Source organism: Brevundimonas sp., from assembly GCF_046295775.1.
Classification (GTDB): Bacteria; Pseudomonadota; Alphaproteobacteria; order Caulobacterales; family Caulobacteraceae; genus Brevundimonas.
The window spans coordinates 112,372-132,595 of record NZ_JBKBML010000002.1; the positions used below are offsets into that span (position 1 = coordinate 112,372).

Annotated in this window: 24 protein-coding genes; 11 read left to right on the forward strand and 13 right to left on the reverse strand. The window is 67.2% G+C overall.

Annotation, left to right across the window (positions count from 1 at the left end; translation table 11 throughout):
• Nucleotides 1-12: 12 nt before the first annotated feature.
• Complete coding sequence (locus ACK4I0_RS02085) at nucleotides 13-438, reverse strand: hypothetical protein (RefSeq protein WP_409607512.1); 426 nt, start codon at nucleotides 436-438, stop codon at nucleotides 13-15.
• A 17-nt stretch (nucleotides 439-455) separates the two neighbouring features.
• Complete coding sequence (locus ACK4I0_RS02090) at nucleotides 456-620, reverse strand: hypothetical protein (RefSeq protein ID WP_409607514.1); 165 nt, start codon at nucleotides 618-620, stop codon at nucleotides 456-458.
• Nucleotides 621-684: 64 nt separating this feature from the next.
• On the opposite strand from ACK4I0_RS02090, the gene xseA reads away from it, so the two are divergent.
• The 4 genes from xseA to ACK4I0_RS02110 all read left to right on the forward strand — a co-directional run bounded on the left by xseA (nucleotide 685) and on the right by ACK4I0_RS02110 (nucleotide 3,825).
• Nucleotides 685-2,145, forward strand: coding sequence for an exodeoxyribonuclease VII large subunit (gene xseA, locus ACK4I0_RS02095; RefSeq protein WP_409607516.1), 1,461 nt, complete (start codon nucleotides 685-687; stop codon nucleotides 2,143-2,145).
• Nucleotides 2,146-2,173: 28 nt separating this feature from the next.
• A complete protein-coding gene (locus ACK4I0_RS02100) occupies nucleotides 2,174-2,380 on the forward strand; it encodes a DUF2093 domain-containing protein (RefSeq protein ID WP_409607518.1) in 207 nt (68 codons plus the stop codon).
• Nucleotides 2,377-3,213 carry a M23 family metallopeptidase gene (locus ACK4I0_RS02105; protein ID WP_409607520.1) on the forward strand — a complete coding sequence of 279 codons (837 nt, stop codon included), beginning with the start codon at nucleotides 2,377-2,379 and terminating at the stop codon, nucleotides 3,211-3,213. Before ACK4I0_RS02100 ends, ACK4I0_RS02105 begins: the two co-directional genes overlap by 4 nt.
• Nucleotides 3,214-3,294: 81 nt before the next feature.
• Nucleotides 3,295-3,825, forward strand: coding sequence for a response regulator (locus ACK4I0_RS02110; protein ID WP_409607522.1), 531 nt, complete (start codon nucleotides 3,295-3,297; stop codon nucleotides 3,823-3,825).
• Here ACK4I0_RS02110 and ACK4I0_RS02115 read toward each other — a convergent pair.
• The gene (locus ACK4I0_RS02115; RefSeq protein WP_409607524.1) at nucleotides 3,795-4,724 is read right to left on the reverse strand and encodes a lysophospholipid acyltransferase family protein; all 930 of its coding nucleotides are present in this window, start codon (nucleotides 4,722-4,724) and stop codon (nucleotides 3,795-3,797) included. The two genes, ACK4I0_RS02110 and ACK4I0_RS02115, sit on opposite strands and share 31 nt — an antisense overlap.
• Entirely contained in the window at nucleotides 4,714-5,484 is a 771-nt protein-coding gene (locus ACK4I0_RS02120) for an SDR family NAD(P)-dependent oxidoreductase (protein WP_409607526.1), read from the reverse strand. The genes ACK4I0_RS02115 and ACK4I0_RS02120 overlap by 11 nt, the downstream gene beginning before the upstream one ends.
• A 93-nt stretch (nucleotides 5,485-5,577) precedes the next feature.
• Here ACK4I0_RS02120 and ACK4I0_RS02125 point away from each other — a divergent pair, with 93 nt between their 5' ends.
• Both ACK4I0_RS02125 and ACK4I0_RS02130 read left to right on the forward strand, forming a co-directional pair.
• A complete protein-coding gene (locus ACK4I0_RS02125; protein ID WP_409607528.1) occupies nucleotides 5,578-6,849 on the forward strand; it encodes an EAL domain-containing protein in 1,272 nt (423 codons plus the stop codon).
• Nucleotides 6,846-7,421 carry a DNA-3-methyladenine glycosylase I gene (locus tag ACK4I0_RS02130; protein ID WP_409607530.1) on the forward strand — a complete coding sequence of 192 codons (576 nt, stop codon included), beginning with the start codon at nucleotides 6,846-6,848 and terminating at the stop codon, nucleotides 7,419-7,421. The genes ACK4I0_RS02125 and ACK4I0_RS02130 overlap by 4 nt, the downstream gene beginning before the upstream one ends.
• Here the strand turns inward: ACK4I0_RS02130 and ACK4I0_RS02135 are convergent.
• Complete coding sequence (locus tag ACK4I0_RS02135; protein WP_409607532.1) at nucleotides 7,418-7,627, reverse strand: hypothetical protein; 210 nt, start codon at nucleotides 7,625-7,627, stop codon at nucleotides 7,418-7,420. The two genes, ACK4I0_RS02130 and ACK4I0_RS02135, sit on opposite strands and share 4 nt — an antisense overlap.
• Nucleotides 7,628-7,795: 168 nt before the next feature.
• Here ACK4I0_RS02135 and ACK4I0_RS02140 point away from each other — a divergent pair, with 168 nt between their 5' ends.
• Nucleotides 7,796-8,446: a ribonuclease HII gene (locus ACK4I0_RS02140; RefSeq protein ID WP_409607534.1), complete on the forward strand. Its 651-nt coding sequence runs from the start codon at nucleotides 7,796-7,798 to the stop codon at nucleotides 8,444-8,446.
• Here the strand turns inward: ACK4I0_RS02140 and cysS are convergent.
• On the reverse strand, nucleotides 8,443-9,855 hold the full coding sequence (gene cysS, locus ACK4I0_RS02145; RefSeq protein WP_409607536.1) for a cysteine--tRNA ligase: 1,413 nt from the start codon (nucleotides 9,853-9,855) through the stop codon (nucleotides 8,443-8,445). The genes ACK4I0_RS02140 and cysS overlap by 4 nt on opposite strands.
• A 95-nt stretch (nucleotides 9,856-9,950) precedes the next feature.
• On the opposite strand from cysS, the gene folE reads away from it, so the two are divergent.
• The 4 genes from folE to ACK4I0_RS02165 all read left to right on the forward strand — a co-directional run bounded on the left by folE (nucleotide 9,951) and on the right by ACK4I0_RS02165 (nucleotide 13,984).
• Nucleotides 9,951-10,565 carry a GTP cyclohydrolase I FolE gene (folE, locus tag ACK4I0_RS02150; protein ID WP_409607538.1) on the forward strand — a complete coding sequence of 205 codons (615 nt, stop codon included), beginning with the start codon at nucleotides 9,951-9,953 and terminating at the stop codon, nucleotides 10,563-10,565.
• A 112-nt stretch (nucleotides 10,566-10,677) separates the two neighbouring features.
• Complete coding sequence (locus ACK4I0_RS02155; RefSeq protein ID WP_409607540.1) at nucleotides 10,678-11,112, forward strand: biopolymer transporter ExbD; 435 nt, start codon at nucleotides 10,678-10,680, stop codon at nucleotides 11,110-11,112.
• A 119-nt stretch (nucleotides 11,113-11,231) separates the two neighbouring features.
• Nucleotides 11,232-13,070 (forward strand): gamma-glutamyltransferase family protein, encoded by a 1,839-nt coding sequence (locus tag ACK4I0_RS02160; RefSeq protein ID WP_409607542.1) that lies wholly within the window; start codon nucleotides 11,232-11,234, stop codon nucleotides 13,068-13,070.
• A 74-nt stretch (nucleotides 13,071-13,144) separates the two neighbouring features.
• Entirely contained in the window at nucleotides 13,145-13,984 is an 840-nt protein-coding gene (locus ACK4I0_RS02165; RefSeq protein ID WP_409607544.1) for an aldo/keto reductase, read from the forward strand.
• Between the two features lie 22 nt (nucleotides 13,985-14,006).
• Here the strand turns inward: ACK4I0_RS02165 and der are convergent, their stop codons facing one another.
• The 7 genes from der to ACK4I0_RS02200 all read right to left on the reverse strand — a co-directional run bounded on the left by der (nucleotide 14,007) and on the right by ACK4I0_RS02200 (nucleotide 20,171).
• On the reverse strand, nucleotides 14,007-15,620 hold the full coding sequence (gene der, locus ACK4I0_RS02170) for a ribosome biogenesis GTPase Der (RefSeq protein ID WP_409607546.1): 1,614 nt from the start codon (nucleotides 15,618-15,620) through the stop codon (nucleotides 14,007-14,009).
• 20 nt (nucleotides 15,621-15,640) lie between these two features.
• Nucleotides 15,641-17,068, reverse strand: coding sequence for a PQQ-binding-like beta-propeller repeat protein (locus tag ACK4I0_RS02175; protein WP_409607548.1), 1,428 nt, complete (start codon nucleotides 17,066-17,068; stop codon nucleotides 15,641-15,643).
• A gap of 23 nt (nucleotides 17,069-17,091) precedes the next feature.
• Nucleotides 17,092-17,865: a tetratricopeptide repeat protein gene (locus tag ACK4I0_RS02180; protein ID WP_409607550.1), complete on the reverse strand. Its 774-nt coding sequence runs from the start codon at nucleotides 17,863-17,865 to the stop codon at nucleotides 17,092-17,094.
• Between the two features lie 93 nt (nucleotides 17,866-17,958).
• Nucleotides 17,959-18,795: a 3-methyl-2-oxobutanoate hydroxymethyltransferase gene (panB, locus tag ACK4I0_RS02185; RefSeq protein WP_409607552.1), complete on the reverse strand. Its 837-nt coding sequence runs from the start codon at nucleotides 18,793-18,795 to the stop codon at nucleotides 17,959-17,961.
• Entirely contained in the window at nucleotides 18,796-19,200 is a 405-nt protein-coding gene (locus tag ACK4I0_RS02190; RefSeq protein WP_409607554.1) for a hypothetical protein, read from the reverse strand.
• Nucleotides 19,190-19,741: an RNA polymerase sigma factor gene (locus tag ACK4I0_RS02195; protein WP_409607556.1), complete on the reverse strand. Its 552-nt coding sequence runs from the start codon at nucleotides 19,739-19,741 to the stop codon at nucleotides 19,190-19,192. Before ACK4I0_RS02195 ends, ACK4I0_RS02190 begins: the two co-directional genes overlap by 11 nt.
• A gap of 25 nt (nucleotides 19,742-19,766) precedes the next feature.
• Nucleotides 19,767-20,171: a DUF6249 domain-containing protein gene (locus ACK4I0_RS02200; protein WP_409607558.1), complete on the reverse strand. Its 405-nt coding sequence runs from the start codon at nucleotides 20,169-20,171 to the stop codon at nucleotides 19,767-19,769.
• Between the last annotated feature and the right edge of the window lie 53 nt (nucleotides 20,172-20,224).

The following is a 20,224-nucleotide window of genomic DNA, read 5'->3' on the forward strand; positions in this document are numbered from 1 at the left end:
GCAGAGCCGTGATTAAGCGGCCGGACGATGCTGCGGCAGGGCGCGCAGCTGTTCGACGGTCAGGTCGGTTGTGACGTCGACGTCGCCTTCGTAGTTGATCGAGCGCACGTCACCAATCGGGACCAGGACGTCCAGGTCGGAGTCTTCCAGGTCTATGACCAGGTGCGTCGCCTGACCGTCGGGGCCAAGCACGATGCTTTCGACTTCGCCCAACTTCACGCGGGTCGAGGAAAACAGGTCGGCGTCTTCAAGTTGATCGCGCGTCATGCCCATGGCGACGGCGGTCTGGGTCGTCGCGGTGGCGGCGCGGTTCTCGCTCACCGGCACGGGCGCGGCGCCCTCGGCGGGCTGTTGGACCACGTCGTCGGTGGTGTTGTTTCCGCAGGCGGCGAGCGCGAGACCCAGCGAGGCCGCGACGGGCAGGAGCAGGCGATTCATGATGCTTCCTTCCAGCTTCAGGTGAAATAGGCCGAGGCGACGTAGACGAACGCACCCAGCATCAGCACGACGCCGATGACCAGCCACGGACTGACGGCGGGCGCATGACTGCGCCTCGATAGGTCCTGTTCTCGCGGATCGCGGTCGGCAGGGTCAGTTTCGGGGGGATCAACAGGCGACATGCGCTCCCAACGATCCGAGAGCGGCGCCGTTCCCGCGCGGCTTGTCGCACGATAAGGTGCGCCGATGACCGACGACTCCTACGTTTTCGAAGGCCCGGCCGAGCCTGCCGCCCCACGCGACAACAATCCGCCCCTGTCGATCTCGGAGCTGTCTTTCGCGCTGAAGCGCACGCTGGAGGATCGGTTCGGCCATGTGCGGCTGCGCGGCGAGATTTCCAAGGTCAACCGCCACGCCTCGGGCCACGTCTATCTGACGCTCAAGGACGACAAGTCCGCCATCGACGGCGTGGTGTGGAAGGGCGTGGTGCGCGGTCTGGGCGTACAGCCCGAGAGCGGGTTGGAAGTCATCGTCACCGGTAAGATCACCTCCTATCCGGCGCGGTCATCCTATCAGATCGTGATCGAGAGCATGGAGGTGGCCGGCGCGGGCGCCCTTCTGGCCCAATTGGAGCGGTTGAAAGGGCGACTGCGCGAGGAGGGACTGTTCGACACGGGTCGCAAGAAGCCCCTGCCCGCCTTCCCCGCCGTCATCGGTGTCATCACCAGCCCGACCGGTGCGGTGATCCGCGACATCCTGCACCGTATCGCAGAACGCTGGCCGTGCCGCGTCATCGTCTGGCCCGTCGTGGTCCAGGGCGACGCCGCCTGCGGGCAGGTGAGCAACGCCATTCGCGGCTTCGACGCCATGCGGTCGGAGGGGTCCATCCCGCGTCCGGACCTTCTGATCGTCGCCAGGGGCGGCGGATCGGTGGAGGACCTGTGGTGCTTCAATGACGAAGGCCTGGCGCGCACCGTGGCGGCAGCCTCCCTTCCGATCATTTCGGCGGTGGGGCACGAGACGGATACGACCCTGATCGACTTCGTGTCGGACCGACGCGCGCCGACGCCGACGGGCGCGGCCGAAATCGCCACTCCCGTCCTGTCGGATCTGCGCTGGGCGCTGGGCGATCTGTCCCAAAGGCTGGATCGCGCCGCTGACCGGTTGATCGAGGATCGACGCACACGGCTGAAAGGGGCCGCGCGCGGCCTGCCCGCCCGCCCCGAAGATCTGCTGGCCCTGCCGCAGCAGCGGCTGGATCACGCGGCCAGCCGCCTGGGCTCGGGCCTGCACCGCAACGTGGCTGTGCACGAGCGGCAACTGGCGGCGGTCGGCGGTCGGCTGGGCCGCGGTCTGCTGGATCGGGCGGTGGAGCGCCGCGCCGACCGGCTGGCGGCGCTGGAGCCCCGGTTCCGGCCGGCGGTCGAACGCAGGCTGGCCCGCGACCGCGACCGCCTTGCCGCGCTCGCCCGGGCGCTGAGCGGGCTGGACCCCGCCCGGCCCAAGCCGGGCTTCGCCCGCGTCGAGACCGACGACGGACGCTGGATTACGCGCGCGGCCGAACTGTCGCCGGGACAGGCGGTGCGCCTGGCCTTCCCCGACGGCCAGAAGGGCGCGACCATCGACGGCGACGCAGCCTCGCGTCCCAAGCCCGCCTCCAAGCCGCGCGGCCAGACGCCGCCGCCTGGCCAGGGCGATCTCTTCTAATCCCGCGCTCTCGCGATAGAGTGCGCCCATGACCCAGCTTGAAAACGCCACCGAGGCCCAATTGCACTATGGCGACGGCGAGTTCGTCGTCCTGAAGCCCGGCGGGTTCGTGCGTTGCGCGGTCAGCGGTCAGCGCGTGCCGCTTGAAGCGTTGCGCTACTGGAGCGCCCAACGTCAGGAGGGCTACGCCGGCCCCGCCGAGGCGGCCAGCCGGATAGGCGCGGCCGCGGCGTGACCCCCGATCGCCGCGCCCTGCTGGCCGGAGCCGCTGCCCTGCTGGCGACGCCAACGCGCGCCGACGACGCGCAGTTGAAGTTGAACGGGGCGCTGCGCCAGGGCGGCTTCGTGCTGGGGCGCGCATGGCCCGGCGCGATGGTGCTGGTTGACGGCGAGGCCCTGACCCACGCCTCGGACCGGGGCCTGTTTATCGTGGGCTTTGATCGAGACGCCGGACCCCGCGCCCTGATCGAAGCGCGCGGGGGCGGTCGCAGCGCCGTGCGGTCCCTGGACATCGCGCCGTTCGCCTTCGACCAGACCCGTATCGACGGCTTGCCCCCGGCCACGGTCGAACCGTCGGACCCGGCCCTGCTGGCCCGCATTGCCGCAGAAGCCCGCCTCAAGGCCGAGGCCTTCGCCAGCCGCGCCGAGGACGACGCCTTCGCCGCCGGGTTCGATTGGCCGCTAGCGCAGTTCAGGGTCAGCAGCCGCTGGGGCGCGCAGCGGGTGTTGAACGGCACGCCCGCGCGGCCTCATTACGGCCTGGACATGGCGGCGCCGGAGGGCACGGCCATTCTGGCGCCCGGCGACGGCCGGGTGGTGCTGGCGCAGGCGAACCTGCATTTCGAAGGCGGCCTGACTCTGATCGATCATGGCCAAGGGCTGGTCAGCGCCTATCTGCATCAGTCGCGCATAGACGTGGCCAAGGGCGATGTCGTGCGCAGGGGCAAGGCCATAGGCCGCGTCGGCGCCACCGGCCGGGCGACTGGACCACACCTGTGCTGGCGCATGAAATGGCGGGACCGCAACCTGGACCCCTCATTGATGATCGGTGTTCACGCACCGACCTGAAGACCCATGGACGATGATCCAGGGCCGGATTAACCTTGGCCGACCAGCGCGACCGCGCATTCCGATTCTTTCTGGTTTCCCATGGCCTCCCTGCAATCGCTGAAGGTGCTGCTGATCGACGACAATCAGCACATGCGCGCCATTACCTCGGCCATCCTTCAGTCGGCCGGAATGAAGCGGGTGCTGGAAGCGCCTGACGGCGCCGCTGCACTGGAGATGCTGCGCGACCATGAGGTCGATTTGGTCATCGTCGACTTCAACATGTTTCCCCTGGACGGGGTAGAGTTCACCCGTCTGGTCCGCAACAGCCCCGACAGCGCCAATCCCTATCTGCCGATCATCATGATGACCGGGCATTCCGAGAAGCACCGGGTGATGGAGGCGCGGGACGCCGGGGTGACCGAGTTCGTGGTCAAGCCGATCACGGCCAAGGCGATTTTGGATCGGATCGGGGCGGTGATCCTGAAGCCGCGGCCCTTCGTGAAGACGGACGGCTATTTCGGGCCGTGCCGGCGCCGCACCGACAGCGCCAATTACCGCGGGCCGATGCGACGCGCGAACGATCCCAAGCCGGAAGCGGTTCAGGCCGAAGGCGACTCCAGCGCCGCATAGACACTCTGCGGCCAGCGTTTGTGGACCCAGAACCAGTCCACCGGAACTTCGCGCACCCGATCCTCGACGAAGCGGTTGGCGGCCTGGACGCCGGCGATGACGTCGGCCGCTCTGTCGCCGGTGTCCGGCACGAAGATCGGCTCATGCGCCGTGACGCGGAACCGCACACCGGGCAGGCGCACGACCGACAGAGGCTGCATCACCGTGCCGAACTTCAAGGCCATCCGGGCCGCGCCGGGCGAGGCGTTGACGGGCTGATCGAAAAACTCGACCTCCGGCCCCTGATTGTACTTCTGGTCGACCAGCAGGGCGATGGAATCGCCGCGCTTCATGCCCGCCATGAGCTCGCGCGTGCCGTCGCCCTTGGGCGCAAACAGGCGGATGCCGTAGCGTTCGCGGCTTTGGCGGATCAGGGCGTCGACATAGGGGTTGTTGGCCGCGCGATAGGTGACCTGACACGGCACGCCGGCCGCCATTATGACCGCGGCCATCACCTCGAAATTGGCCAGATGGCCGGACATGAAGACCACCGGCCGGCCGCTGTCTCGAATGGCGTGCAGCCGCTCCATGCCGACGACTTCAACCCGCCCTCCCTCAGGCGTCAGGTGGTCCATCACAGCCAGTTCGGCGAAGGTGCGGCCGGTCTGTTCCCACTGGTCGACAGCCAGTCGTTCACGCTCGACCGCATCCATCTCGGGAAAGGCGATGCGCAGATTGCGCCGCACGGTGCGGTGCGTCCCGGTGTGAGGGCCCAGTCGCCGCAACAGCGCCCCGCCAAGGTTTGAAGCGCGCTCTACCCCCAGGGCACGCAGCAGGGCGAACAGGCCTCGAAAGGCCAAGGCCTCGCCCCGCCAGCCCAGGTCCCGCCAGAAGCCGACACGGGCCTCGTCACCAGGCAATGGTGATCCCGCCGTCCACCACCAGCGTCTGACCGGTCATATAGGCCGAGGCCGGCGACGCCAGATAGACGGCCGCCCCCGCGATTTCGTCCGGCTGGCCGATGCGCTTCAGCGGCGCCGGGTCCGTCACCTGCTTCAGCAGGTCGGGATTTTCCCACAGATATTTGGCGAAGTCGGTCTGCACCAGACCGGGCGCAATGCAGTTGACCCGCACGTTCGACGGCCCCCACTCAACCGCCAGATTGCGCGCCAACTGCATGTCGGCCGCCTTGGAGACGTTGTAGGCCCCAATCAGGGCGTTGCCCCGCAGCCCGCCGATCGACGACACGATGACGATCGAGCCGTCCTTTCGCTCCAGCATCTGGGGGGCGACCATCTGGATCAGCCAGTGGTTCGAAATGACGTTGTTCTGAAGTATCTTCTCGAACTGCTCGTCCGAAATGCCGCCCATGGGCCCGGCATAGGGATTGGTCGCGGCGTTGCAGACCAGGATGTCGATCTGGCCGAAAGCGGCGTTGGTCTCATCAACCAACCGCTGAAGATCCTCTTTCGAAGCGATATTGGCGGGCACGGCGATGGCCCGGCCTTCCCCATACTTGGCGTTGATCTCGGCGGCGGCCTCGTCGCAGGGGCCGGCCTTGCGCGACGAGATGACGACGCGCGCGCCATGCTCGGCCAGCCGCTCGGCCACGGCGCGGCCGATCCCGCGAGAGGACCCGGTGATGACGGCGACCTTGCCGGTCAGATCGAACAACTGCATCTCGTATCCCTCGTTCGCTTAACGCCTAGCCTGAATCCTCTGATAGCCTGATACTCGACCGATTCCATCCGGGAAGGCGGGCTGACCGTTCCCATGCGCCATCTGACGACAGGTTTCCTGTTCTTCGCCTACCTGTTCCTCGGCCTGACGGTCGGGGCCGTAATCTGGCGCGCCGGTTTCGGCGCGGGCGCCGGTGCGTCTGGGGCCATCGGCGCGATCGCCCTGTTCGGCGCCAGTCATGCGCTGATCGCCGGCGCAGCCATACGCTCGTCGCTCAAGAAGGAAATCGAGCAGGTCCGAGCCGCCCACCGGCTGTTGGCCGACGCCATGGAGTCCACCCAGGGCGCCCTGACCGACCTGGCGCAGGCGATCGAGGACGGCGCCGTCAACAGCACCGAAGCCCTGACCGGCGAGGTCCGCATGCTGGAAGGGCTGGTCCAGCAGATGAGCTTGTCGATCGAGGACCGCCTCGCCGCCGCCCCGCCGCCCCGCGACCCCTTCGAAACGCGGATGCGCGAACAGTCGGGCGCCCTGCTGCGCACGATCCACGACGCGCTTAGCGAAAACCGCGTCGACCTATACCTGCAGCCGGTGGTCACCCTGCCCCAGCGACGCACCGTCTACTACGAGAGCTTCACGCGCCTGCGCGACGCCTCCGACCGGGTAATGATGCCGGCTGAGTATCTGTCCCTGGCTGAGGGCGAGGGCCTGGTGCCCGCCATCGACAATCTGCTGCTGTTCCGCTGCGCCCAGATCGTTCGCCGCCTAGCGCGCCAGGACCGCAAGGTCGGCGTCTTCTGCAATGTGGCCCTCACCAGCCTGGGCGACGAGACCTTCTTCCCTCAGTTCCTGCACTTCCTCAGCGAGAACCGCGACCTGAACCAGTCGCTGATCTTCGAGCTGGGCCAGGCCAACTTCGATGCGCGGGGCGCGGTCGAAGCGCGCAACATGGCCAAGCTGGCGGACCTGGGATTCCGCTTCTCCCTCGACAAGGTGCAGACGCTGGACCTGGACTTCGCCGATCTGCAGCGTTCGGACGTGCGCTTCATCAAGGTGGCGGCAGATCTGCTGATCGAACAACTGCTGGACATCGACGGCGCGGCGCCCCTGCCCTCGCTGCCCGACATTCAGGCCGCCGACTTCGCCCAGCTGACGCGCCGCTACGGCGTCGAGGTGATCGCCGAGAAGGTCGAGGCCGAGCGCCAGATCGTCGACATTCTCGAGCTCGATGTAGCCATGGGCCAGGGTCACCTGTTCGGCGAGCCCCGCGCCATAAAGGATGAGGTCCTGGCCGAAACCGACCCGCCGGCCGACTTCATGCGCACCACACTGCGTCAGGCCGAACAGCGCCGTCGCATCCAGTGACCGACCGCACCTCAGGCCGCTGCGGCTGGTGCGGGACCGATCCCCTCTACGTCGCCTACCACGACACCGAATGGGGCGTGCCGGAATACGACGCCCGAGCCCTGTGGGAAAAGCTGGTTCTTGACGGGTTTCAGGCCGGCCTCGCCTGGATCACCATTCTGCGAAAGCGCGAAGGCATGCGCGACGCTTTCGACGGTTTCGACCCCGAGATCGTTGCCCGCTACGGCGAGGCCGACCGCACCCGCCTGCTGGCCGACCCGCGGATCATCCGCTCCGCCGCCAAGATCGACGCCGCCATCAACGGCGCGCGAATCTGGGTGGACATGCGCGACCGGGGCGAGGATTTCTCGGCGTGGCTGTGGAGCTTCGTCGACGGCGAGCCCGTCCAGAACGCCTGGTCCGACTACCACCAGGCCCCGACCCAGACGCCGCAATCCCAGGCCATGTCCAAGGCGCTGAAAGCGCGCGGCTTCAAGTTCTGCGGCCCGGTCATCGCCTACGCGTTGATGCAGGCGGTCGGGATGGTCAACGACCACCAAACCTCATGCTTTCGTCGCGAAGAGGTTCGCTAGTCGGTTTTCCCGCCAGACCCGTTGAACATATCCGCAAGTTCACGTGGCGTTCCGTGCACGGAGATCGCGACCTCCGAGCCGTCCGGCGATTCCATCAGTAGGCGGGACATGCCGGCCTGTTTTGATGGTCTGATCGAGCGAACAAAATCGCCGTTGACGTAAAAAGGCTCTCCGGTGGTTCCGGAAACCGAAATGAACTTGGCCATTGAAAGCATACTCAAAACTGCGGTCTGACGACGCAGTGGCGTTATCATGCGGCGCCCGTCTTCACCACGTTTACAAGGGCCAAGACCATAATTGACGCCGGACCTTGGCAGTCGGCCCTGACGCAACAACGGCTTCCGCCTTGGCGCGGTTTACGGCACACAGGGCCGATGAGCCCGCGCAAGTCAGCCGCCAAACCCGCCCGCGCCTTTCCCACCCTGGCGCTTGAAACTCTGGCGCGCGAGGCCGCTAGCGGCCCGGTCTGCGGCGTTGATGAGGCGGGACGCGGGCCCTGGGCCGGGCCGGTTTCGGCGGCGGCCGTCATCCTGAACCCCGACGACCTGCCCACTGGCATAGACGACTCAAAGGCTCTGACCGCCGCGCGGCGGGACGCGTTGGAAGTCGAGATCAAGGCTCGGGCTGTCGCGTGGAGCGTCGGTTTTGCGTCGGTCGAGGAAATCCACGAACTGAACATCCTGCACGCCACCGGCCTGGCGATGTGTCGGGCCATCGAGTCGCTGTCGGTTCAGCCGGTTATCGCCCTGGTGGACGGCAACTATCGTTTCAAGCTGCCGTGCGACGTGCGCACGGTGGTGGGCGGCGACGGATTATCGCTGTCGATCGCCGCCGCCTCCATCCTGGCCAAGACGGCGCGCGACCGTTTGATGGTCGATCTGGACGCCCGGTATCCCGGCTACGGATTCGCCCGCCACAAGGGCTACAATGCGCCCGCTCATCAGGCCGCACTGAAGGCGATGGGCCCCTGCCCGGCCCACCGGCGCAGCTGGTCGCCGATCCGGGCGCTGGTGGGGGAAGCCTAACCCTTCACCCGCCAGGTTGCGCCCGTCGGGCCGTCCATGACGACGACATTCAGCGCGTTCAGACGGTCGCGGATGCGATCGGCCTCGGCCCAGTTCTTCTCCGCGCGGGCCGCCTGGCGGTCGGCCAGCAGGCCCTCGACCTCGGTCTTGAGGCCTTCATCGACGCCCGAAAACCACTCCGCCGGATCGGACTGAAGCACGCCCAATATGTCGGCCGATGCGATCAGTTGGCCCTTGGCGCGCGCGACAGCCGCGTGGTCGCCGGCGGTCATGCCGCGCTCGATCTCGCTGGACAGGGCGAACAGGCTGGCCATGGCGCCGGGAGTATTCAGGTCGTCCTCGACCGCCTTCAGGAACTCGGCCGGGGGCTGGTCGCCGTCCGGCGCGATGTCCGCAGCGCGGTGCAGGGCGCCGTACAGCCGATCCAGATTCTTGCGCGACTGATCCAGCAGGCCTTGGTTCCAGTCCAGCGGCTGGCGGTAGTGGGCGCTTAGCAGGGCCCAGCGCACGACCTCGCCCGGCATGGCCTGGACCAGATCATGCAGCAGCAGGACGTTGCCGATCGACTTGGACATCTTCTCGGCGTCCACGGTCAGGAAGCCGTTGTGCATCCAGTAGCGCGCGTACTCGTCGTGCGCCTCATCGCCGTGGGCGTGGCCGTGGGCACAGACGCCCTGGGCGATCTCGTTCTCGTGGTGAGGAAACACCAGGTCGATGCCGCCGCCGTGGATGTCGATGGGCAGGCCCAGCGTCTTCTCGATCATCGCCGAGCATTCGATGTGCCAGCCCGGCCGGCCGTCGCCCCAGGGCGAAGGCCAGGACGGCTCGTCGGCCTTGGACGGCTTCCACAGCACGAAGTCGTGCGGATTTTTCTTGTAGGGCGCGACCTCGACGCGGGCGCCGGCGATCATGTCGTCCAGGTTCCGGCCCGACAGCGCGCCATAGGCCGGATAGCTGGACACATCGAACAGCACATGGCCCTCGGCCGCATAGGCGCAGCCGGCGTCGACGATGGCCTGGATCTGACCGACGATGGCGTCGATGTGGTCGGTGACGTGAGGCGCAATGTCCGGCGCCGAGACGTTCAGCCGGGCCATGTCCTCCAGATAGGCCGCCTCGTAGCGGGCCGTGACCTCGCCGATCGGCACGCCTTCGCGCGCGGCCTTCTGATTGATCTTGTCGTCCACGTCGGTGACGTTGCGGGCGTAGATCACCTGCCCACCGCTGGGCTCATAGGTCCGGCGCAGCAGCCGCACCAGGACGTCGAACACCACGGGCGGCCGCGCATTGCCGATGTGAGCGTAGTCATAGACCGTGGGCCCGCACACATAGAGGGTCACCCGGCTCGGATCGCGCGGCTCGAACAGGCGCTTTTCACGGCGCAGGGTATCGTGGATGTGCAGAGGCATGACGCGCGGGCTTCGTTTTCTTGCGGGACGCGGGGTCCGTCCCATATAGCGGCCTGATATACAGTCCGCGTGGATTGTTGAAAGCAGGTCCGTTCATGAGCGTCACCCCCGCCAAGCCCGTGCTGGTCAGCGACGAAACTTCAAAGCGCCCCAGCCGCGAACAGGCTCTGGAGGCCGTGCGCACCCTGATCGCCTGGGCCGGCGACGATCCGGCCCGCCCCGGCCTGATCGATACGCCCAAGCGGGTGGTCGACGCCTACGGCGAGTGGTTCGAGGGCTATGACGCCGATGCGGGCCGCGAGTTGAGCCGCACCTTCGAAGACGTTCAGGGCTATGACGACATGGTCATCCTGCGTGACATCGAGGTCGAAAGCCACTGCGAGCACCACCTCGCGCCCTTCCTGGGCAAGGCCTCGGTCGCCTATCTGCCGGGCGAGAAGGTGGTCGGGATCTCCAAGCTGGCCCGGGTCGTGGAAATCTTCGCCCGTCGTCTGCAGAACCAGGAAACCCTGACCAACGACATCGTCGCCGCCATCGAATCGCACCTGCAGCCTCGCGGCGTGGCCGTGCTGGTCGATGCGACCCACCAGTGCATGACGACGCGCGGCGTGCACCATCGCCACGTTTCGACCATCACGACGCGCTTCACTGGCGCCTTCAAGTCCGATCCTGCGCTGACGGAGCGTTTCCTGAAGCTGGCGAAGGGCTGATCGTCGCGCTTTCGCACTCGGGCGCTTTACAAGCTCGCCCCGGGACGCCAAGAACGACGCCGAAAGCTTAGGTGGGTCCGCGTGTCGCGGACCACAGATGGAGACGCAGCGCATGGGCGCCAAACTTTCCGGCCCTGGCGGCCAAGGCGGCAAGTCTGTCGAACAGAACAGCGACATCAACGTCACGCCGTTCGTCGACATCATGCTGGTGCTGCTGATCATCTTCATGGTCGCCGCGCCGCTGGCCACCGTGTCGATCCGCCTGGACCTTCCGCCGGCTGTGCCGAACGACGACCCGAACCCTGAAGAGCCGGTCTACATCTCGATCCAGGAATCGGGTGAACTGTTCATCGCCGAAAACCCCACCACCCTGGCGACCCTGGCGTCTGACGCCTGCGCTGCGCTGGGCGGGGCCAACTGCCGCGACGAGCGCGTCTTCGTCCGCGCTCAGGCCGAAGTCCAGTACAACCAGTTCATGGAAGTCATGAACACCCTTCAGGAGAACGGCTTCTTCAAGGTCGGCCTGCTGAACGAAGACATCGAATAGGCCCCGCGCCTCTTCCAAGATGAAAGGGCCGCCGCCTTCGGGTCGCGGCCCTTTTTCTTGCCTTGCGTCAGAGGCCGACGCGGGCCTTGATACGCCCTTCGCTGACCCGGAGGCCGCCCATGCGTCGTCGTACCTTCCTGTCCGCCCTGCCTGCGGGCGCCCTGGCTGCGTCCGCCGCCTCCGCACAGGTCACGACGCCGGCGGCCGGCCGTCCAACGGAATCGGCGCCCGCCCCCGCCCGCCGTCCCGACCCCTATGCCGGCATCGGCGTCGGCGATCGCATCACGGGACCAAGGTTCGCCAGCCGCTCGACGGTCTGGGGCGCGAACGGCGCGGCCGCGACGGCGCACCCGACCGCAACCCTGATCGGCATCGAGACTCTGAGGCGCGGCGGGTCCGCCATCGACGCAGCCATCGCCATCAACGCGGCGCTCGGCTTTCTGGAGCCGGTGGCCAACGGCATCGGCGGCGACGCCTTCGCCATGCTGTGGGATCCGGCCCAGCGCAAGGTCGTGGGCTTCAACGGCTCGGGTAACAGCCCGCTAGGCCTGTCGCTGGAAACCGCCCGCTCCAAGGCGCGGCCCAACGGCTATCTGCCCAGCTACGGCGCCGTGACCGTTAACGTCCCCGGCACCGTCGACGCCTGGTGGAGCGCCCACCAGCGCTACGGCAAGCTGCCGTGGAAAGACGTCCTGATGCCGGTGGTCGAGCTGTGCGAGCAGGGCGTGCCCATGCCTCAGGTCATCGCCTACTACCTGGAACGCAACATGGCCGGCTTCGACCGCAACGCCGACCAGATGGAGGAGAACGACAACCGCAAAAAGGTGTATGCGCCGGGTGGCGCCACCCGCAAGGTCGGCCAGATCTTCGCCAACCCCGACCTGGCGGCCACCTATCGCGCCATTGCCGAGGGCGGCCGCGACGCCTTCTACGAGGGGGTGTTGGCCGACCATATGGAGCGCTACTTCCGTCGCATCGGCGGCTGGATGACCCGCCAGGACTTGAAGGCGCACCAGACCGAATGGGTCGAGCCGATCATGACCGACTATCGCGGCGTTCAGGTCTATGGCCTGGGGCCCAACACCCAGGGCCTGTCGACCAATCAGATCCTGAACATCTGCGAGCAGTTCGACCTCAAGGGCATGGGCTTCCAGTCCGCCGCCTCGATCCACCACCAGGCCGAAGCCAAGCGTCTGGCGTTCGAGGACCGCGCCCGCTTCTTCGCCGATCAGCGGTTCAGCGCCGCGCCGGTGGAATGGCTGAACTCCAAGGCCTACGCCGCCCAGCGCGCGCGCCTGATCCGCCCCGACCGCGTCATGGACCGCGTCTTCCCCGGCGACGCCCCGACCCAGGGCGACACCACCTATTTCAGCGTGGCCGACAAGGACGGGATGATGGTCAGCTGGATCCAGTCCAACTATCGCGGCATGGGCTCGGGCCTGGTGCCCGACGGGCCAGACGGCCGCACTCTGGGCTTCATGTTCCAGGATCGCGGAGAGCTGTTCGCCCTGACCGATGGTCACCCCAACGTGTATGCGCCGGGCAAGCGCCCCTTCCACACCATCATTCCAGGCTTTGCGGTGCGTGACGGCCAGCCCTGGATGGCGATGGGCGTCATGGGCGGCGGCATGCAGCCCCAGGGCCAGGCCCAGATCATCATCAACATGATCGATTACGGCCTGGATCCTCAGGAGGCCGGCGACAGCCCCCGCTGGCAGCACTACGGTTCGTCCGAGCCCACTGGCCAGCCCGCCGAGGGTGTCGGCCGGCTGCATCTGGAGTCCGGCGTGCCGGACGCCACCAAGCGCCAGCTCGAAGCCATGGGCTGGACGCTGGGCCCGCCCGACGGCGGCTTCGGCGGCTATCAGAACGTGGTCATGCAACAGAATCCGGGCAGCCGCTGGACCTATGGCGCGGCGTCGGAAATGCGCAAGGACGGCCTGGCGCTGGCCTATTAACGGTCGTGCCTGGTCTTTCAGGGGAGGCTTTGGGCGCCTAACTGCCAGGGCTGACACGACAACGGAGCCTCCCCATGCCCTACGCCGACCAGCCGACCGTCACCGCCTCGGGCGTCGAGATCCCGCTTCTGGGCTTCGGCACCTGGCAGTTGGAGCCTGCCGAGGCGCGCCGCATGGTCGCCGAGGCCATCCGCATCGGCTATCGCCACATCGACACGGCCTTCATCTACAAGAACGAAGAGGCGGTAGGTCAGGGCATCGCGGACGCGGGCGTCGCGCGCGACGATCTGTTCGTCACCACCAAGATCTGGGTCGACAACTTCCATGACGGCGACCTGCAAAAGCAGGCCGAGGAAAGCGCCGGCCGGCTGGGCCTGACGCCGGACCTGTTGCTGCTGCACTGGCCCAAGCCCAGCCCGCCGCTGGCCGAAACGATCAAGGCGCTGAACGACGCCCGCGCGCAGGGCTTCACCCGCCACATCGGCCTGTCGAACTTCCCGTCGGCGCAGTTTCGCGAAGCCGCCGCCCTATCGGATGCGCCGCTGGTCACCAACCAAGTCGAGTATCACCCCTTCCTGTCGCAGAAGACGCTGATCGCCACGGCCGCAGAACTGAGGTCTTCCATCACGGCCTGGTCGCCGCTCGCCCAGGGCAAGATCGCCGATGAGCCTGTCATCCTCGAGATCGCCGAGAGGCACGGCAAGACGGCTGGCCAAATCACCCTGCGCTGGCTGATCCAGCAGGGGGTCATCGCCATCCCGCGCACCACCAAGGAAGGCCGCGCGCGCGAGAATTTCGACATCTTCGACTTCGCGCTTAGCGACGACGACATGGCGCGCATTCACGCCTTGGCCGCGCCGGACGGCCGCATCGGCGACTGGCTGGACGCGGCCTTCCAGTGGGACCGCGACTAAACTGCTTGTCTGCGGGGCGGCGTCAGCGCTTGGCGCCGCCCTTCTGGCCTGTGCGGATCCGGCCCGAGCGCGAGACCTGGCGGGCGCCGCCGCGGGCGCCCTTCTGGACTGCGATGCTGGAGCCGGCCTTCTTGGACGAGGAGGCCTTCACGCCGGTGACGATCTTGGGCTGATGCTTGCGCGTCTTCTTCTGCTCCAGCGCCTTGCCGGGCAGGTTCGACAGCTTCTCGGCCTTCTGCACCTTGCGCGGCGCGGTCTTGGCGGCGCCCTTGTAGCGTTCAGGCCCCGACTTGGCGCCGCCCTCGGCATAGGGGTTGGCCGAGCCGGACTTGACCGTCAGCCGCATTGGCGTGCCGGGCAGATCGAAACTCTCGCGCAGGCTGTTGATCAGATAGCGCTTGTAGTGCTCGGGCATGTCCGAGGCTCGGCTGGCCATCAGCACGAAGGTCGGCGGCCGAGCCTTGGTCTGAGCCATGTATTTCGGCTTCACGCGCTTGCCATCCACGGCGGGCGGCGGGTGGCGCTGCGTGGCCATGGCCAGCCAAGTGTTCAGGTCCTTGGTCTTCACCTTCACAGACCAGGTCGCATAGGCTTTCAGGATCGCCGGCATCAGCCGGTCAACACCGCGTCCGCTATGCGACGACAGGGCGACGAAGGGCGAGCCTTTCAGCTGGGGCAGCTTGTGTTCGGCCAGAGACTTGAGCTCGGCCATGCGGGCCTGAGGCTCTTCTTCCAGGTCCCATTTGGACGCAACATAGACCAGCGCCCGGCCCTCGCGCTCGACCAGATCGGCCAGTTGCAGGTCCTGGGTGTCGAAAGCGTCGTCCTTGTCCATGACCAGGACCACGACCTCGGCGAAGGTGATAGCGCGGATGGTGTCGGCGACCGACAGCTTCTCCAGCTTCTCGTTGACGCGCGCCTTGCGGCGCATGCCGGCCGTGTCGACCAGACGGATGGCCTGGCCCTCGTATTCCCAATCAACCGAGATGGAGTCGCGCGTGATGCCGGCCTCAGGGCCAGTCAGCATGCGGTCGTCGCCGATCAGGCGATTGACCAGGGTCGACTTGCCCGCATTGGGGCGGCCGATGATGGCGATGCGGATCGGCTTGTCGGGCGCATCGACCTCTTCGACGAAGATGTCGGCCGAGGCCGCGACGATGGCGGCGTAAAGGTCAGCCATGCCCTCGCCATGCTCGGCCGAGATGGCGACGGGCTCGCCAAAGCCCAGGGCGTGCGCCTCGCCTACGCCGCCGCCCGATTCGCGGCTCTCGGACTTGTTGGCCAAGAGGACGATGGGCTTGTGCTGTACCTTGCGCAGGCGCTCGGCGAAGATGCGGTCCAGCGATGTCACGCCTTCGCGGGCATCCATCATGAACAGGATCAGTTCGGCGTCGTCCATGGCCGCCTCGGTCTGCTCGCGCATCCGGGCTTCCAGGCTTTCGTCGGTTACGTCCTCGTAGCCGGCTGTGTCGATCAGCGTCAGATCGAGGTCGCCGATGTTGCCGTCGGCGTAGCGCCGGTCACGGGTCACGCCGGGGCGATCGTCGACCAGCGCGAGGCGCTTGCCAACGAGACGATTGAACAGGGTCGACTTGCCCACGTTGGGGCGGCCGACAATGGCGACCTTCAATGCCATGATGTCAGCCTATAGACCCCTCAGCGCAGGCTGACGAGTTCACCCCGGTCGGTGAGGATGTAAAGGGCGCCGTTATAGGCCGCCGGCGAGATGAAAGCGGCTGCGCCGAGACGCACGCTGGCCTGCTGGGCGCCCGTCTTCGGATCGAAGGCCACGGCCTCGCCGTCTGAGTTGACCAGCACCAGGCGGTTGGACGCCAGGATCGGGCCCGACCATTCGGGGCGCACGGTGCGACGACCGAAGCCGAGGAAGCCGCCCTCGCGACGAACACGCCCCTCATTCAGGTCGCGCGTCCAATAGACTTGGCCGGAAGTGCGATTGACCACGGTCAATTCGCCGTCCTTGGACAACACATAGACTACGTCGCCCACCGGCAGGGGCGCGTTCACCCCGGCGATCGGCAGCGACCAGGCCGGATTGCCCGAGCGCACGTCCATGGCCTGCATCACGCCGGAGTGGCTGACCGCATAGACCATGCCGCGGCTGATGACGGGGCGACCCGCCACGTCGCGGATTTCCGACAGGGCGCTGGTGCGGCTCGTGCGCGACAGCACCTCTTCCCAGACCGGCTGGCCGTTGTTTGCGCGCAGGGCGACGACCTGTCCCGACGAGAAGGGCGCGATCACCGTATCGCCCGACACGGCGACGCTGGACGCGCGCATGACCCGCGCTGGTTCGGCGATGCCGCGGTACGACCACTCCTGATTGCCGGTGCCGGCGTTGAAGGCGAACAGTTGGCTTTCCAGGTCTCCCACGAAGACCCGGCCGCCGGCGAAGGTCGGGGCGCTGTGGATCGGCACATCCACAGCCTGGGTCCACGCGACCGCGCCGGTTGCGGCGTCCAGCGCCGTCACGGTGCGATAGCCAGAGGTCACGAACACCCGCCCGGCGCCCACGGCCACGCCGCCGCCGAAGCCGCCTGTCAGGCGGTTGGACCCGCCGCGAGGCACCACGCCCAAAAGCCGGTCGCCACGCTCGGAGCCTTCGGGCCGAACATTGGCCGTCCACAGCACCGCGCCGGTGTCCGCCGCTACGGCCGTCACGGTAGAATCGCCGTCCATCACGAAGATGCGGTTATCCGCCGCCACCGGCGGCGACATGATCCGCCCCGGCCGACGCGCGGACACGCCGATGTCACGCCGCCAGGCCACCGCGAAGTTCGGCGCCGCGATAACGTGCTCATTCAAGTTCTCGGCGGTGCCGCCAGGCTGAGGCCAGGCCGTCACGGCCTGCGGGCCCGGCAGAAAGAAGTCCGCGCCTGAAAGCGCGGCCGACGGCGCCAGCTGCTGTTCGAATTCCAGGATGGAGATGCGTTCGCCCGCGCTGGCCGTGGCCTGCGGCTCCTCTCCGCCGCCCAGGCCGAACGGCAAGGCGCGACGGACCGTTCCGCAGGAGGCGACGGTCAGGGCGACGCCGCAGACCAGGGCGACTTTCAGCACGCGATTCATCGACGACATCCTGGAGGGGTCTCTTACGGGTTGGCCGGCGCCGGCGCGGCCGGCGGGGCGTTGGGAGCGGCCTGCCCCTCGGCGGGCGCGGGCGCGGCCGGCGGAGCGGGGACATTGGCCTGAGCCGCGACTATGCCGGCCAGAGCGGCAGCGGTGCCGGAATCGATGGCTTCAATCGCCGCCTGGGCGCGCTGGCGCACCTGATCGGGCACGTCTTGGCCGAGTTGCAACTGCACCAGGGCGTCGCGCGCGGGCTGGGTCTGACCATGCTGGATTCGAGCCAGGGCCAGGGCTTCCTGAGCGAAGACGCGATACGGGCGGTTCTCGCCGGTCAACGGCGTCAGCCGGGCCTCGACATCGGCGAGCGGCGCCGTGTCCATGACCAGGAAGGCGGCCTTCAGCGCCGCATTGTCGGCGAGGATCGGATCGCGGGCGGCGTCCGACGCCTGATCCAGCAGGGCCAGAGCTTGTTCGTCATTGGCTTCGGTGATCGCGATTCCCGCCTGCTGCATCAGGGCCAGCGCCTTGTAGGCGCCGTTGCCGACGTCGGCGGCTTCCTCGAAGGCCGTGCGAGCGCTCGCGGCATTGCCCTGCTCCAGCAGTTCGATGCCGCGGTCATAGGCGACCGAAGCCTTGTCGGCCTTGGACGTCTCCCAGCTCTGCCAACCCCACCAGGCCAGAGCGGCGATGAGGGCGATCAGCAGAACGCCCCCGAATACGGGCAGCCAGGTCCGGGCCAGGCGCTTCATGCGCTCGGAGCGAAGCTCCTCCTCGACCTGTTCGAAGACATCAACCACGGAAACGTCGCCCCAGAATCTCTATGGACGCCCGACGAGGCGCCAAAACCGGCCGGACCCTAGAAGGTCGCCTGCGTCCCCGCAACGCGGCGCTTAGGACGAAACCGGCTTTTTCGAGAAGTAGGTCTCGACTTCGGCAGGAAAACGGCGCGCCTTGACGTCTTCTGCATAGCTGGTGACCGCGCGATCGATTTCGCCGCGAAGGTCGGCGTATTTCCGCACGAATTTGGGCGTCCAGTCGAACAGGCCCAGCATGTCGGGCGTGACCAGGATCTGCCCGTCGCACGCCGCCGAGGCGCCGATGCCGATGGTGGGCTTGTCGATCGTTTCGGTGATCTCGCGCGCCACCCCCTCGGCCGTGCCCTCGATCACGATGGCGAAGGCGCCGGCGTCGGCGGTCGCCTCGGCTTCGGCGATAACCCGCAGACGCTCGTCGTCGGTGCGCCCCTTGGCCTTGAAGGCCCCTTCGGTCAGCACCGCCTGAGGCCGCAGACCGACATGGCCCATCACCGGAATGCCGCGCTGGACCAGATAGGCGATGGTTTCAGGCACGGTCGGACCGCTTTCCAGCTTCACCGCCTGGGCCCCGGTTCCCTTCATGACGCGGGCGCAGTTGTCGTAGGCAACCTCCCTACCGCCCTCGTAGCTGCCGAACGGCATGTCCACGACGACCATGGCGCGCTTCGAGCCGCGCATGACGGCCTGGCCGTGCAGGATCATCATCTCCAGCGTCACGCCCACGGTGTTGGGCAGGCCGTGGACGACCATGCCGACGCTGTCGCCGACCAGCAGCAGGTCGCAGTGATCGTCCAGCAGGGCCGCCGTCGGCGCGTCATAGGCGGTCAGGCAGACGACCGGCGCCTTGCCCTTGCGCGCCATGATGTCGGGCGCGGCCAGGCGGCGAACCGCTTCCTGCTTCTGACTGGACATTCAGGCCTCCTGGGACAGCTTCACCACGCCGGCGGCCAGCAGCGCCACGATCGCGCCGGCCGTAATCCAGAATAGCTGCATTCCGCCCATCGACCCAAGCGACAGCTGAGACAGACCATATTGGTCCAGATTGGCCTGCAGTCCGGCGCCGGCCTCTTGCAGACCGCGCGTCAACGCCGCATCACCGATCAGGCTGTCCGCGCTGGAGAAGGACAGATTGCCCACCGTCTCGCGCAGAGCCAGCACGCCGCCGACAAGGCCCGCTCCGCCCAGAACCAGGGCCCGGACGCCCGAACCGCGCGCCAGCCGCTTTTCCAGATGGGCGGCGAACAGATCGGCGTCGGCCATCGGCGCCTGTCGCGCGAACAGCTTCTCGATCATGGGATCGAACTCGTCAGACGACATGAGCGACCCTCCCGACAGGCTCCGGCTGGAGCCGCGCGCGCAGTTTATCCAGACCACGTTTGACATGAGACTTCACCGTGCCCAGCGGCAAATTCATGGCCGCCGCGATTTCGGGATGAGACAGGCCGGCCCCGTGACACAGGGACACGCATAGCCTTTCCGCCTCGCTCAGGGACTTCATCGCCTCGTCCAGATCCATCAGACCGGGCGTGTCGACTAAAGGCGCCGCATCTTCCGACGTGTTTTCCTCGACATACCGCGCGTCCTTGGCGCGACGCTTCAGATAAAGTCGCGCCGCGATCCGCTTGACCCAGCCCGCGAACGTGCCTTCCCCGCGATATTCGGCGCAGCGCTGAAAGGCCACGATGAAAGCGTCTTGGGCGACGTCGTCCGCCAACGAGGGCTCGGCGCCCATCCGCCGCAACAGACCGCGCACCGCGGAGCCGTGCCGTCGCGCCAGTTCACCGAACTCGCGCCGGCCGCCGGCGGCCGCCTGGGCCGCCAGCTCCACGTCGTGCATATCCCGATAGGATATGGCCATGACGGTTCTCCTCCCCCGCCCCGGCTCAGTCCTTGTTCTTGTTGAAGAAGCTCAGGACGATGAACGCCAGGCCGATGGTGGCCGGGATGCAGGCGACGCCGAGCAGGCCGCCCGAGGCGTTGGAGCCCCAGTCATTGCCTTTCCACGCATTGTCGTTGACCAAGCTAAAAGCGGCGATGCCGACACCGATAGCCAACCAGATGATCCCCTGACGGATATCGCGAGTGCGAGAAGGGATGTTTTTTGCCACATCGCGCGTCATCGCATCGATCACTTCGGGCGGGAGAGGCTGCCCCTTATCGATCGCTCGGCGCATGGTCTCCTGCGTTTCACGCTTTTCTTTGCTCTTCAGATAGGTCGGCACGACGACAATAGCCGTGATTGTTCCGAAGATAGCCAAGATGGCGATAATGCCTGTCAACGCCTGCATGAAACTTCCCCTGTGATCCAGACCGGCCGAGCCTGATGCGCCGGCCTTATGAT